Source organism: Empedobacter sp. GD03865 (assembly GCF_029840775.1).
Lineage (GTDB): Bacteria > Bacteroidota > Bacteroidia > Flavobacteriales > Weeksellaceae > Empedobacter > Empedobacter falsenii_B.
Map to the genome: position 1 here is coordinate 22,575 of NZ_JAOCDF010000016.1, position 15,028 is coordinate 37,602.

Here is a 15,028-nt window from a genome sequence, read left to right on the forward strand (position 1 = left end):
AAAAAATAACTAATGAAGTTTTAAGTTTAAACATAAAATCGCAGATTTTACCTAAATTTACAACAAAGCTTTGTAATTTGACACCAAAAGAAATTCTTTTTAAGTATTGGAATTATCCTTCTTTCAAAACGCCGCAAGAGGAAATCATCTCAAGCATTTTGGAAGGTAAAGATACGTTGGCAATTTTGCCGACTGGTGGCGGAAAATCTATCTGTTATCAAGTTCCAGCGATTATTTTTGATGGATTAACATTGGTCATTTCGCCGCTTATTGCGTTAATGAAAGATCAAGTTCAGAATTTACAATCAAAAGGAATTTCTACGGCATATATCACCAATGAAATTGATCAAAATACAATTGGGAAAATTTTGGACGATTGTCAAAACAACAAAATCAAATTATTATATGTTTCACCAGAGCGTTTGCAAAGTAGAATTTTTGTTGAACGATTGAAACAAATCAATATTAGTTTGCTTGCAGTTGACGAAGCGCATTGTGTTTCCGAATGGGGACATGATTTTCGACCTGCATATCATCGAATTTCGAGGTTAAAAACTATTCTTCCTAAAGTTCCAATCCTAGCGTTGACTGCAACAGCGACAGAAAAAATTCAGCAAGAAATTGTAGAAAAATTAGAGTTAGATAATCCCGAAGTATTTAAATCTTCTTTAAAAAGGGAAAATCTTTCGTACAATGTTTTTCTTTCAGCTGATAAGAAAAATGATTTGATTTATTATTTAAAAAAATATCCTGGTTCGAGTATTATTTTTGTTCGAAATCGAAAATTAACCTACGAAATTGCAAGTTTTTTAAGTCAAAATGGATTTGATGCCGATTTTTTTCACGCCAAATTAACCAAAGACGAAAAAGAGCAAAAACAGCAAGATTGGATGTTAAGTAATTCGCGAATTATGGTTTCGACAAATGCGTTTGGAATGGGAATAGACAAACCAAATGTTCGTACCGTTTTTCATATCGATTTGCCACAAGGAATAGAAGCGTATTACCAAGAAGTTGGGCGCGCTGGACGTGATGAACAGGAATCGTATGGAATTTATTTGTACAATCCTGATGATCGAATTCAAGCAGAAAATATTTTCAAAGCGAATTTACCTTCGCAACAAGATTTTATCAAAATTGGGAATTGTTTGTTTAGTCAATTGCAATTAGCGGAAGGCGAATTAACGGAAATGAATTATCAATTGGATCTTCCAAAATTTGCCGAAAAATTTGGTTTAAATCTTAAAATGGTTCTTCAATTTTTAGAGTTTTTAAATACGAAAGAAATCATTCAGCAAAAAAATTATTCACAAAATAGTAGCATTCAAATTTTGGCGTCACCACATTCGATTAATTTGAATGAAAACCGAATTTTTGATTATTTACAACGTCATTACCCTGGAATTTACACTTATAATAGAGAAATTTCGGAAAGTAAAATGGCGTTTGAATTGCATATGAGTATTGGCGACATTAGGAATAGCTTACACGAATATGCAAAAAATGGTTCTATTGATTATTCGGATCGATTTTTAGCGCGATTTAGATTTCTTGTTCCGCGCGATTCTAATGCGTTTAAAAATAAATTGTGGAAAGATTTCGAAGCAATTCAAGTGAATAATTGGAAACGTTTGCAAGCTATGGCTTATTATGCCGAACAAAATACAATTTGTAGAGAACGTTTATTATTTGGATATTTTAATCAAAAATCTGATCAAAATTGTGGTAAATGCGATGTTTGTCAATCCAAAAAACAAAATGAAAACTTTAATTCAACCGATTTAATTGAATATTTGAAAGAAGGTACAAAAACGCAAGCCGAAATCCTTTCAAAATTCATAAATTCGCCAAAAGATAAAATCGTCGAAGAATTGCAATATTTGATAGACGAAATGCGAGTTCAACCAATTGGATTCGATTCTTATAAACTAATAGAATAAAAATGCGAGTAGTCTTTATGGGTACGCCCGAATTTGCGGCGACATCTTTGAATGAAATCAATACAAATAGTCATCACGAAATAGTTGGAGTTGTTACTGTTCCAGATAAACCGTCTGGTAGAGGACAAAAAATGAATATTTCTGATGTCAAAAAATATGCAGTTGAACATAATTTGCCTTTGGCTCAACCAGAAAAATTACGAGACGAAGCTTTTATCGAAACATTAAAAAGCTGGAATGCTGATGTTTTTGTTGTTGTAGCTTTTCGTATGTTGCCACAAGTTGTTTGGTCAATTCCGTCGAAAGGAACATTCAATTTACACGGTTCACTTCTTCCTCAGTATCGCGGAGCTGCACCAATTAATTGGGCTGTGATGAATGGTGATCAGGAAACTGGAGTAACAACTTTCTTAATTGATGAAAAAATTGATACCGGAAATATCTTAATTTCTGATAAAGTAGAAATTGGAGAAAATGATAATGTTGGTAAAATTCATGACGAATTGATGCATATCGGTGCGAAATTAGTCGTGAAAACGTTGGATGGTTTAGAAAATGATTCATTAAAACCTCATCCGCAAGATGAAACAACAGAATTAAAACATGCTCCAAAAATCTTTAAGGAAGATTGTAAAATAGATTGGAACGATTCAATTACTGCTATTCACAACAAAATTAGAGGACTTTCTCCTTATCCATGTGCGTGGACAACTTTTGGAAATGGCGAAAATTACAAATCGTTAAAAATATATGCTGGTCTAAAAACGGATATTGTTGTAGATGGAGAAGATTATCAATTAATTTTACAAAAAAATAACCTTTATATCAATCTACCTCAAGGAGTTTACGAAATTTTAGAACTTCAACCGGAAGGAAAGCGTCGTATGACAGCCAAAGATTTCATCAATGGACATCAAAACGAGGATACCTTATTCGTAAAATAAGTACTTATTTACTGATTTTTGACACAGATTTCATAAAATTTTGCATTTTTCTTGAAATTTTTTGCGTTGAAACTTGCACAAATAAAGGGAAAGAGTATATTTGTGTATAAATTAATTTAAAAAGTTACAACTATGAACAAATCAGAACTTATCGATGCGATTGCAGCTGACGCTGGAATTTCTAAAGAAGCTGCTAAAAAAGCCTTAAACTCATTTACAGAAAATGTAACTAAAGCTTTAGCAAAAGGAGACAAAGTTGCTTTAGTAGGATTCGGTACTTTCTCAACTTCTGAGAGAGCTGCAAGAACAGGTATCAACCCACAAACTAAAAAAGAAATTAAAATTGCTGCTAAAACAGTAGCTAAATTTAAAGCTGGATCTGAATTATCAGGAGCAGTTGATACAAAAAAGAAAAAATAATATTTCTGATACAATAAAAAAATCCATTCGTTTGAGTGGATTTTTTTTGCATTGAAATTTAATTCCTCTAAAAAAATCCTTCAAGAATTACTTGAAGGATTTTTACATTTTGTCTATTATTGATTTTAATTATCTTCTGTTAAATCTGTTTTGTATGTTTCTGGAATTGTAAAATAATTCACTAAAATCGCAATAAAGATTAATATCAATGGATAAGCTAATCCAATATAAGGCGACATAGCAGCCGAAACGATAATCGTACTTTTGATTAATTCCGTTACAAAAGTTGTTGCTCCACCAATAAATCCATTTCCCATATTTTGTGCAAATCCCATACTAGTGTATCGAATCTTTGTTGGGAAAATTTCTAACATAAAAGCTCCAAGCGGACCATATGTTGCTGCTCCTGCAATTGAAGTAATTAAACTTACAACTACAATTCCTAAAACTGCTAAATTCGAAATATCATGAACTTCTTTCAATCCTTCAGGATTTCCTAATTTCATGTACAAAAAAAATGATAATGGAATTAAGATAAAACTACAAATCATTCCACCTAACATAACAGGTTTACGACCAATTTTATCACTTAATGCACCAAACCATTGATAGAAAAATGAACTAAATAATGTAGAACATAAAACAACAATTAAAACTGTTTCGTAAGGTAAGTTAACTGCGCGTTGTAAGAAGAAAAGCGTAACGAATAACGTTGTTTGCATAATTGTACTTTGCGCCGCATTTCCTCCAAAAATAGCCTTTAACATTAACTTTACGTTTCCTGGAGTTGTAAAAGCATCTTTAATTGGAGTTTTAGATGTTTTTCCTTCTTTTTTTAATTGTTCAAAAATTGGACTTTCATGTAAGCGTTGACGAATAAAGTAACTCAAAATCACTAATATTCCACTAAATAAGAATGGAATCCTCCATCCGAAACTTGCAAAAGCCTCTTCTGATAAAAATGATTGTGTTAAGAAAACAACTGTTAAACATAATAATAATCCAATTGGAACAGTTGCTTGAATAAACCCTGTGTAAAATCCTCGCTTCTCTGCTGGCGCATGTTCTGCTACATAAATTACAGCACCTGCATATTCTCCACTAATTGCAAGTCCTTGCATAATGCGGCAAAACAATAATAAAACAGGAGCAAACCAACCTACACTATCAAAAGTTGGAATACAACCAATCAAGAATGTAGCTGCTCCCATCATAATTAAAGAAACTAAGAATGAATATTTTCTACCAATACGATCTCCAATACTTCCAAAAATTAATGATCCAATCGGACGGAACATAAATGATGAAACCACTACTGCAAGTGTTTCTAAGAAATGCGACGAACCATCGTTAGGAAATAATTGTGTTGATAATACACTAGCTAAGATGATTGCCAAGAACATATCGTACCATTCGATTAAGGTTCCGACAGATGATGCTAAAATAATTTGGAAAATATTATCCTTCTTCGCTACTGTTTGCGAAGTATCTAAAGTATTTGTACTCATGTTTTTTGTGTAATATTAGAAGTTAAATAATGTTGTCAGTTGAAATCTATTGTTATTTGCTAAATATTTATTTTCGGTTCCCGTACCTTTTATCGTCGCATCTGCCCATTGCGCTGTGCTTCGATCATATTCTAATCTAAATTTTAAGGCTTTGCTTAAGGTAAGATCTAAACGAGGAACTACTTTGTACAAATAATTTACAGTGCGTGTACCTGGAGTTGCCGAAATTGCGCCCCAATTTGTCGTTACACCATAAGATATTGATGCAATTGCTCCTTCTACTGGATTTTTCACACCATTATTTCTAACATAACCTGCAAATAGTCCGAACGAAAATTTACCTGTTGAGTTTTGTTGCAAATCAATCCACATACTATGCGTATTCATTGGTTTATATGTTTCAACAGCCGTCGGACTTGTTTGATATCCTACAATTCCACCAAGTTGTACAAAAGACGACGCATCTTGCATCAAATATCCAGCGAAAGTTACTTGTAAAGGTTTTGTATTTAACTTAGAATAAGCCATAAACGAAACATTTTCAACTCGTTCATTAGACTTAACAGGAGGATTTCCTGAAGATAATTTTGGCTTCAAATTTTCATATTGCGCACCAATTCCGGCAGTAAAAACTTGTGATTTATATTGAAATTGAAGATGAGCCGCTGGCATTCCACTATTTCGAAAGGGCTCTGTATTTGGAGTAAAATCTCGTTGAGAATGTAAAGCAGCAATAACTTTAAATTTGTCTGTGAATTTATGCGTTAAACGAACTTGAGGATTACGATTTAAAGCATAAACAGGCGCACCAGTTCCATAATTTGCAACATTTGGCAAAGCTTCTAACACAACGAAAGGATGCCAATATTGTCCAATCCCTAATTGCGTTTTCTCCCAATCCAACATCACATATGCGTGACGCAAACGAAACTCGTTGATTCCTCCTTCTGTTGCTCCAAAAAATTCTCCCTCTAAAATACCAGAAGTTTTAGCTCCAAGTAATTCTGGACCTTTCAAATTAACACCAGCTCTCGAAACAATCGATAACATGTGAAATTTAGAAGCTGCATTGATATCAGCACCGTTTACATCCGATAAACGATCTTTTGGATAAAGCGGAACCAAAGCCTCTCCTGCTCCAATCATTTGACGCGTATCCATAAAAATATCATTCCTGATAAATCCATAAAACTGCACATCAACTTTGTCTTTGTTTTCTCTTGGTTGTATTAATTCTACTTTTTCTACAACCACACTATCTGTCGTTTTCTGTTGAGCAGAGACATAGCTATAGCTGCAAAATATAGCTAGACAAGCCAATTTTGTTAAATTTTTACTCATTTTTTTTGTGATAATTTGAACGACTAAAATAATCAAAAGAAAAAAACTAACAAATGTTCGTTAATCATTTTTTAATAATTTTTCAAAGCTTTATTAAATTCATCATATGTTTAAATATTTTTTGAGAAATAGATATTTTGAAATAAGTTTTGGAAAGAAATTTTGAGAATTTGGTATTTTAATTAGTGTAACAAATACACTTTACTTGAATTCTTCGAGGAGTATTTTTCAAAAAAAATCGAGAGAAGAATAATTGTTTCAACAAATGAGGAGAAAGTTAGACTTCTCTCGTAGTTTTAGTTTTAAAAATGTATGCAAATTTATTGATTACAGAATTTTCTTCAGCATAATCAATAATAAGCTTATGTTAAATCATAAAAAAAAGAAGTTTTCTTAATTCTATTTACCATCCTCTACACTATTTTTAAAATTTATGTATAATTATTCAGTCAATATTATTAAATAAATTATATTTTTATCAAATTCGGATTACATAGTTCAAATAAAATTCAATCTTTACTAATTTTTTAAGATTTTTTTTAGAAAAAACTTAAATGTTGGGGCTATTTTTGCTTTGCAAATTACAGCTATGCAAACAAACATTGAAATACACTCATTAAATCATGTTGATTTGGAAGAATTATCAGCCTTATATAATCTTTCTTATCAAAATTATTACGTTTCTATCAATCTTTCAACTGAACAATTTCAGGGAAAATTAAAAATGGAAGATATCAATCTTGATTATTCTGTAGGTGCTAGTATTGATGGAAAATTAGTTGGCTTTTTACTTTATGGAATTAGAAATTATAATGATGTAAAAACAGCTTATATTGGTGGAACGGGCGTTTGTCCTGAACATCGTGGAAAAAAAATCACACAACAAATGTTAGATTTTAGTTTTCCAAAATTGAAAGAACAACAAGTGAAAAACATATTTTTAGAAGTAAATATTAAAAATGATTTTGCTATTAACGCTTATGAAGCTTGTGGTTTCGAAAAAACAAGAACTTTAAACAGTTATAAAGGAATTCCTATTTTGGTCGTAAATCCATTACATGAAATTATAGAATTTAGTGATTTAGATTTGATTACAAGTGAAAACTTTTGGGATATAAAACCTACTTGGAAAAATGATATTCAAAGTGTAAAAAATATCATCGAAGATTGTCAAATAAATGGAATTTATGAAGATGGAATTTTAGTTGCTTATAAAATTATCAACAAAAATAATACACGTATTTATCAATTTGGTGTTCATCACGATTATAGAAATCGTTATTTAGCTTCCATCCTTTTCAGCGATTTGAAAAATAAAGAGATTAAAATGATTAATGTTGACGAAAGAGAAATCTCTACAAATGATTTTATTCAATCGATGGGATTAGAATTGTACGACAAACAATATGAAATGAAAAAAGAATTATAATGAAAAGCCTCTAAAAATAGAGGCTTTTTTTGTATATTATATTCAAATATTTCTACTCAATTCTCAACTTATTCAAATTACTACGATAACTTTCTAATAATAAACTTTCGGTTACATAACCTTCAAATTTACCTTTTTTAGTGAGTAAAATATAATCTATTTTTTTTGCTTCCATCATTTTCATCACGTTAGCAGCATTCGTAAAAATAGATGTCGAAGTTGCTTCTGTTATACATTCTAAGTAACTTTTATCAATATTATCATTAAAAATAAATGATCGAATATTATCTAAAACTATAATTCCATGAATCGATTTATCTTCATTGAGGACTGGAATAAAATCTTGTGTTGTAGTAGAAAAAATTTCTTTTATATCTTCAATTGAATTGTAAACCGTCAATGTTTTGATATTCTTGATATAAATCGAAAACAAATCAATTTTATTAAACAAATTTCGGTCTTTATCAGATGTAAAAACAATTCCTTTTTCTGCTATTGCGTATATATCCATCGAATATTTGTCGTATCGTTTTGAAATTGCAAAACTTATCGAAGAAACAATCATTAAGGGAATAATTAATCCATAACCTCCCGTAATTTCGGCAATTAGGAAAATTGCTGTTAATGGCGCATGAAATAACCCACTTAAAACAGCTGCCATTCCAACAACAGTAAAATTACCGACTGGAACTTCTTTGAAACCGATTAAATTAAAGAATTTTGCAACGAAAAAACCAAGATATGACCCAACAAATAACGAAGGCGCGAAGTTTCCTCCGTTTCCTCCACTTCCTAAAGTTAAACCTGTTGCAATAGATTTGATTAAAATTGTGACAAAAACAAATCCTAAAACTATCCATTGATTCGTTCTAAAACTCTCTAACAATGAATTATTTAAAATAAAACCAGCTTCATCATTTGCTAAATATTTTATACTCTCATAACCTTCACCAAATAATGTTGGGAAAAAGAAAATCAATATTGCTAAACTTCCCGCTCCAACAATCGCTCGCCAATATACATTATCCGAATAATTCCCTATCAAATGTTCAACTTTACGAAATAATCGAGCATGGTAAACTGAAACAAACCCCGCTAAAACACCCAAAATCACATAGAAAATAACATTATGATAATCAAATCCTAACGCATAACGAAAGGATAATAACATATTGCTTTTTAATGTTAAATTGGCAATTAAAGCTCCTGTTGCAGAAGATAACAATAAAGGAATAAAAGCAGTAACACTCATATCCGCTAATACAATCTCTATCGCGAACAAAACACCTGCAATTGGTGCATTGAATGCAGTCGCAATACCAGCTGCAACACCACAAGCCAACAAAAGTGTTCTTTCTTTGTATTTGAATCTGTAATATTGGGCATAATTAGAACCAAAAGCTGCACCAGTAATTGTAATTGGAGATTCTAAACCAGCCGAACCACCCATACCAACTGTTAAGGAACTCGTTAAAATCTGAGCATACATCTGTTTTTTAGGCATTATTCCAGACTTTTTAGCTACAGCAATCATAATTTGAGAAGTTCCCTTTTCTATCGTACCATCCAAAAATTTCTGCACAACAAAAACCGTCAACAAAATACCTATAATTGGCAATATACTATTGATATAAGGTAGTTTGACTAAATTATTAATATAAATAGTAAATTGAAAAACATTGTGCGCAAAAGTTTTTAGCACAATCACTGCAAAAGCAGATGAAATAGCTACTAAAATACACGATAAATACAAAAATTGTCGCTCTGATAAAACCAATTTTAACAGGTTCAACAAGTTTTGAAAAAAATTAAATGATTTTTTAATGTATTGAAAAAACTTTTGTTTTGTAGAAAGTCGCATACTTCAAAAATAGTGTACCTTTTGTTTATTGCCTAATTTAACTGCCACGAATTACACAAAAAGTAAACCAATAATACATAAAAGAATAAAATTTTTGAGAAAAAATCATTTCTATCATTTTAACTATTTCAAATTGATTATTTTTACTATTAAGCACACTAATATGAAACTATTTACTTTTCTTCTTTTATTTATTTTTTCGCTGAATTCTTGCGAATCAACTAAAACTTCTGCTGATAAACCAAGTTTTGATTTTTTGGTTGGAGAATGGATTAGGACGAATGAAAAACCTGATCGAAAAACGTATGAAAACTGGAAAAAAGTTGATAAAAACACTTTTTTAGGTTGCGGGTTTACAATCAAAAATAATGATACAATTTCGCAGGAACATCTTACTATCACAAAGATTGATGATAAATGGATATTGAAAGTTAACTTGGACAAAACTAAAAATGAGACAACTGATTTTGAGTTAATCAATTCTGATAGAAATTCATTTACATTAGAAAATCTAGAGAATGATTTTCCTAAACTTATCAAATATTGGAAAGTTGGAAATCAGTTAAAAGCTGAGATTAGTAATGATGAATCAAGTAAAATTGCGTTCGATTTCGAAAAAGTAAAGAAATAATTAAGCAACATTTGTGATCATCGCGTAAGCAAACGTTAGAACGGATAAAATTGTTCCGATCATAAAAATTGTGTACGTGATGCTTAACAAACGATATTTTCTTTCCAAAACTTTTCCTAAATAATACAAATCCCTTGTCAAAGAAGTATATACATAATCTCTGTCTTTCATCAACTCTTGCATCGCTTCTTCGTAGGCATCAAGCGACATTTGATAAAAATTACCAAAGAAAAGCAAATTCACTTTTTTGTTTTTGACATCTTCTTCGTTAAAACTTTCGTACGTTACATTTGGTTTAGTTGCTAAAATTGCAAAAATAATTGAAACAACGCTTGATAAAAGCATTACAATTGAAGGTAAAAGTAAATATTCATTCTTTGGACTTCCTAATTTTGGAACCAAAGTAGAAAGTGCAATCGAAATCACGATCGCGTTTACAGACAATAAGATATTGGCTTTACTATCCGCAATATCGCTTAAACGAGTATGATTATTTAACGTCACACGAAAAAGTGTATCAACTCCACGTTCTGGTTGCTGAATTTTATCGTTTTTCTTTTTCTTAATTTCATACTTATTAGGAATATCACCAATCAACTCTATCTCTTTGATTTTGTTTTGTGTATAAATTAAGTTTTCTTCTTTTCCTTTTTGCCAATGTTTTTTTGCAGCATCCGTATAAAAATGATGTACGTTTAGAAAGAAATTTCTATTCTCTACATGCCATTCATAATCAGAAAATTCTTTGCGACATATTTTAGCTATTTCATCACGTAATAACTCAGAAATTTTAGGATATTCAGTTTGTCCTAAATGATAGTTATCTGCATCTTTTACAATTGCTTCACCTATATTTTTTGGAACATTATTTAGCGCTGTGATTAAAATATAATCTTGAACTTCTTTGATGTAATTTTCGTCAAAATTATGCTCAATCAAATACTCTTTTGCAATGTTTGCACTTTCACTTTCATGTCCTTGCACAATTTTTGTGTAACCCGTATCATGAAACCAACCCGCTATTAATAATTTTTCTCGTAAATCTGTAGATATTTGCTCATCAGTAGACAACGTTTTTATTGCTTCTACAACTTTTACGGTATGCATAAAATTATGATACGTAAAATCTAAAGAAAGATTATCTTTGAACAGATTGAAAACATAGTTTTCTATATTTAATAACAATTGGTTCATCACAAGTTTTTAACGCTTAAATGTATGAAATTATTACCAACACTAAACAACAAAAAATTGAATTATCCTTTTTTGGCTTTAGTAGGTTCTTGCCTTTATATGACATCTTGCGCTATGCAACATCCTCAATATGGGAGAAACATTAAGACAGAAAAAGTACAAAATGTAGAAGGAAATAAAATACAATCTATCTATTTAATTGGCGATGCAGGAGATCTTGATCAACCAAAAAATAAACAAAATTTAGAAATTTTAAAGAATCAATTAGCGAAAGCTGACTCTTCTTCTTACCTTTTCTTTTTAGGTGATAATGTTTACGAAAATGGAATTGTAACAGATTCTACAAAAGCTGAATATACAACAAGTAGAGAAAAACTTCAATTTCAGATTGATTTAGCGAAAGAATTTAAAGGAAAAACTCTTTTTATTCCAGGAAATCATGATTGGCGGAATGGTGTAAAAGGATTAAAAGAACAAGAAAAATTAGTCAAAAAACAATTGGGTAATAAAAAATCTTTTTTACCAAAAGATGCGTGTCCAATTGATAAAATAAATGTAAATGATAGCATCGGAATTATTGCGATAGATTCTGAATGGTATTTGCAAGATTGGGACAAACATCCTGGTCTGAATGAAAAATGTGATATCAAATCGCGCGAAGCTTTCTTCGAAGAACTAGAATCGCAATTGAACAAATATCAAAACAGAACAACTGTTATCACGATGCATCATCCGTTATATTCGAACGGAACACATGGTGGACAATTTGATTTCAAAAAACAGTTTTATCCATTAGGAGATAATTTCAAAGTTCCATTACCTGTAATTGGATCTTTTATCAATTTACTAAGAAGTACAACAGGTCTTAGCCCTCAAGACGTTAATAATTTCAAATACAGAGAGATGGCTTCTCGTATTGCAACGCTTATCGAAAATAGAAATAATGTAATTGTTGTTTCTGGACACGATCACAACTTGCAATACATTCAGCAAAACAATGTCAAACAAATTATCAGCGGTTCTGGTTCTAAAAAAGAATCTGCAAAAGCGGTTGGTAAAAACGATTTTTCTTACGGAGATAATGGTTTTGTTGTACTAGATTTATATGATAATGGCGCTTCTAAAGCTAATTTCTATGGTTTTAAAGACGGTGGAATCGAATTATTATTAGCAAAACAAATTACAGAAAAGAAAAAGGAATATTTGGCTCAAGTTTATGATGACAAAAAAATGCCGAAAACGAAAGAAACAAGTGTATATCCATTAGAAGATACACGTAAATCTGATCCGTATAAATTCTTTTTTGGTCGCCATTATCGTCGAACATATGGTCAAACAATTACTGCTAATACCGTTAATTTAAGTCAGCTAAATGGAGGTTTAACCCCTGTTAGAATGGGCGGTGGACATCAAACGCAAAGTTTACGATTGGTGAATGCGAAAGGTGAAGAATACAATATGCGATCGGTGAAGAAAAGTGCCACGCAATTCATTCAGCAAGTTGCATTTAAAAATAAATATGTTGCAGATGAGTTTGAAGATTCGTTCACAGAGAAATTTTTGATGGATTTCTATACAACCAATCATCCATATTATCCATTAACAGTTGCTAATTTGATGAAACCGATCAATATTATGCATTCTACGCCAAAATTATATTATGTTCCAAAACAAGAAGCCTTGAAAGCATATAATGAAAATTTTGGTGATGAATTATACATGATAGAAGAACGACCAATGTCCGGATATCAAGACGGTGTTTTCGGAAAACCAAAAGATATTGTTAGCACAGATGATATGTTGGCTGCGATTCACAAAAACAAAGATGTTGTCGTGGATAAGCAAGCCTATATTCGTGCACGACTTTTTGATATGTTAGTTGGAGATTGGGATCGACATTCTGACCAATGGCGTTGGGGCGTTTACAAAGAAAATAAACAAACTATTTATAAACCAATTCCACGTGATAGAGATCAAGCATTTCCACGTTATGACGGACTTTTCTTTCATTTGATTATGAAAATTCCTCCGCTTAGACATATGCAAGATTACAAAGATGATATCAAAAATGTAAAATGGTTCAACAGAGAGCCTTACCCGTTGGATTTAGCCATTTTAGAATCATCCGATCTTGATTTATGGAAAAAAGAAGCAAAATATATTCAAGATAATTTGAGTGATGATTTTATCAAACAATCATTTGAATTAATTCCTGAAGAAACAAAACAAGAATATGATCAAGAAGTCATTAATAATCTTATTGCTCGAAAATCTAAATTAGAAAAATTCGCTGAAGAATATAATAAAGTTCTTCGCAAATTAGTCATTCTGAAAGGAACAGACGAAGATGAAGATTTTGTGATAACTCGTTTACCAAAAGGAAAAACAAATGTAAAAATCTATTCAGGACAAAATCGAACTTTAATTCTTGATGAAGATTTTGATAAAAAAGAAACGAAAGAAATTCGTTTATATGGATTAAACGGAAAAGATAAATTTAAAGTTGAAGGAAAACCGAGCAATGCTATTTTAGTTCGAATTATTGGAGGAATTGACGATGATGTGTACGAAGTAAAACGTTCGGCAAAAGTAAAAGTATATGATTACGCAAACGGAAGTGATGCATCGGAATCTACTTTTTTGACGTCGAAAAATTTTGTCAACGATTACGAAGTTAATACATACGATTACAAGCAACCGATGTATAATTTCTTTACTATGTTACCTAATATTGGCTACAATCCTGATGACGGAATAAAAATTGGTTTATCGCCAACATACACTGTCAACGGTTTTGATCGTAAACCATATTCGCAACGCCACAATTTGCAATTAAGTTATTATTTTGCAACAGGCGGTTGGGATGCAAAATACAAAGGAACGTTTACAAAAGCGTTGGGTAAATGGAATTTAGATCTTAATGCAGCTTACACGAGTCCAACTTATAGTACAAATTTCTTTGGTTTAGGAAACGAAACCGTGAATAATCAAGAAGAAATTGGAATGGATTATAACCGTGTTCGATTAGAAAGTTATAGTATTGGACCATCTATTTTCAAGATTATGAATAACAATGGGCGTTTAGATTTTTCTGCGATTTATAGTTACAAAAAGATTGAAGAGAATAAAGATCGTATCGTCGAAGATTTACCATCAATTAATAGAGACGTTTTCAAAGGACAACATTTCGGAGAAATTGGAGCCAAATATTTGTTCAAAAATTACGATAACGAATCATTACCAAAATTAGGTATGACATTTTTAGCTAATGCTAAATGGATTTCTAACTTGACAGATTTTGAACGTAATCATTTTTACACAGAACTTAATTTAGGTTTTACGCATAAAATTTCTGCAAATGGAAGATTAACAGTTGCTTCTATGCTAAAAGGTAAAGCAGTTTGGGGTAATTTTATGGAATTCTACCAAATGGCTAATTTAGGTGGAGATCAAGATTTACGTGGTTATCGATTAGGTCGTTTTGCTGGAGACAAAGTTTTCTTACAAACATCTGATTTACGATTTGATGCTTTACGTTTCAAAGCCGTTGTTCCATTGCGATTAGGCGTTTTTGTTGGAGCTGATTATGGACGAGTTTGGTTAAACGGAGAAGACTCAAATAAATGGCATTCATCTATGGGTGGCGGACTTTGGATAAACGGAGCACAATCTATTACCGCAACAGTTTCATACTTTAAAGGTGAAGATCCGGGACGAATCGTTTTTGGATTGAATTTCGGATTTTAACATATAAAAAAAT

The 15,028-nt window shown here is 31.3% G+C and carries 10 protein-coding genes; 6 read left to right on the forward strand and 4 right to left on the reverse strand.

Translation table 11 applies throughout. The annotated features are described in order from the left end of the window. The first annotated feature begins 77 nt into the window (after positions 1 to 77). The 3 genes from N5D46_RS07655 (at position 78) to N5D46_RS07665 (ending at position 3,304) form a co-directional block, all read left to right on the forward strand. Positions 78 to 1,940: an ATP-dependent DNA helicase RecQ gene (locus N5D46_RS07655; protein WP_125349839.1), complete on the forward strand. Its 1,863-nt coding sequence runs from the start codon at positions 78 to 80 to the stop codon at positions 1,938 to 1,940. Positions 1,941 to 1,942: 2 nt separating this feature from the next. Then, positions 1,943 to 2,884, forward strand: coding sequence for a methionyl-tRNA formyltransferase (gene fmt, locus N5D46_RS07660; RefSeq protein ID WP_280049646.1), 942 nt, complete (start codon positions 1,943 to 1,945; stop codon positions 2,882 to 2,884). Between the two features lie 132 nt (positions 2,885 to 3,016). Next, the gene (locus tag N5D46_RS07665) at positions 3,017 to 3,304 is read left to right on the forward strand and encodes an HU family DNA-binding protein (protein ID WP_019975917.1); all 288 of its coding nucleotides are present in this window, start codon (positions 3,017 to 3,019) and stop codon (positions 3,302 to 3,304) included. Between the two features lie 125 nt (positions 3,305 to 3,429). Here the strand turns inward: N5D46_RS07665 and N5D46_RS07670 are convergent, their stop codons facing one another. Further along, positions 3,430 to 4,812 (reverse strand): MFS transporter, encoded by a 1,383-nt coding sequence (locus N5D46_RS07670; RefSeq protein WP_125349838.1) that lies wholly within the window; start codon positions 4,810 to 4,812, stop codon positions 3,430 to 3,432. A gap of 15 nt (positions 4,813 to 4,827) precedes the next feature. Beyond that, the gene (locus tag N5D46_RS07675) at positions 4,828 to 6,153 is read right to left on the reverse strand and encodes a DcaP family trimeric outer membrane transporter (protein WP_125349837.1); all 1,326 of its coding nucleotides are present in this window, start codon (positions 6,151 to 6,153) and stop codon (positions 4,828 to 4,830) included. A 589-nt stretch (positions 6,154 to 6,742) separates the two neighbouring features. On the opposite strand from N5D46_RS07675, the gene N5D46_RS07680 reads away from it, so the two are divergent. Continuing rightward, on the forward strand, positions 6,743 to 7,582 hold the full coding sequence (locus N5D46_RS07680; RefSeq protein WP_280049649.1) for a GNAT family N-acetyltransferase: 840 nt from the start codon (positions 6,743 to 6,745) through the stop codon (positions 7,580 to 7,582). 52 nt (positions 7,583 to 7,634) lie between these two features. On the opposite strand, the gene N5D46_RS07685 is transcribed toward N5D46_RS07680, so the two are convergent. After that, positions 7,635 to 9,443, reverse strand: coding sequence for a chloride channel protein (locus tag N5D46_RS07685; RefSeq protein WP_280049651.1), 1,809 nt, complete (start codon positions 9,441 to 9,443; stop codon positions 7,635 to 7,637). Positions 9,444 to 9,606: 163 nt separating this feature from the next. Between N5D46_RS07685 and N5D46_RS07690 the strand changes: the two genes are divergently transcribed. Then, positions 9,607 to 10,074, forward strand: a complete 468-nt coding sequence (locus N5D46_RS07690) for a DUF6265 family protein (protein ID WP_280049652.1) — start codon at positions 9,607 to 9,609, stop codon at positions 10,072 to 10,074. Here the strand turns inward: N5D46_RS07690 and N5D46_RS07695 are convergent, their stop codons facing one another. After that, a complete protein-coding gene (locus tag N5D46_RS07695) occupies positions 10,075 to 11,268 on the reverse strand; it encodes a Pycsar system effector family protein (RefSeq protein ID WP_280049654.1) in 1,194 nt (397 codons plus the stop codon). It abuts the gene before it with no gap. 24 nt (positions 11,269 to 11,292) lie between these two features. Between N5D46_RS07695 and N5D46_RS07700 the strand changes: the two genes are divergently transcribed. Next, positions 11,293 to 15,015: a metallophosphoesterase gene (locus tag N5D46_RS07700; protein WP_280049655.1), complete on the forward strand. Its 3,723-nt coding sequence runs from the start codon at positions 11,293 to 11,295 to the stop codon at positions 15,013 to 15,015. The last annotated feature ends 13 nt before the right edge of the window (positions 15,016 to 15,028 follow it).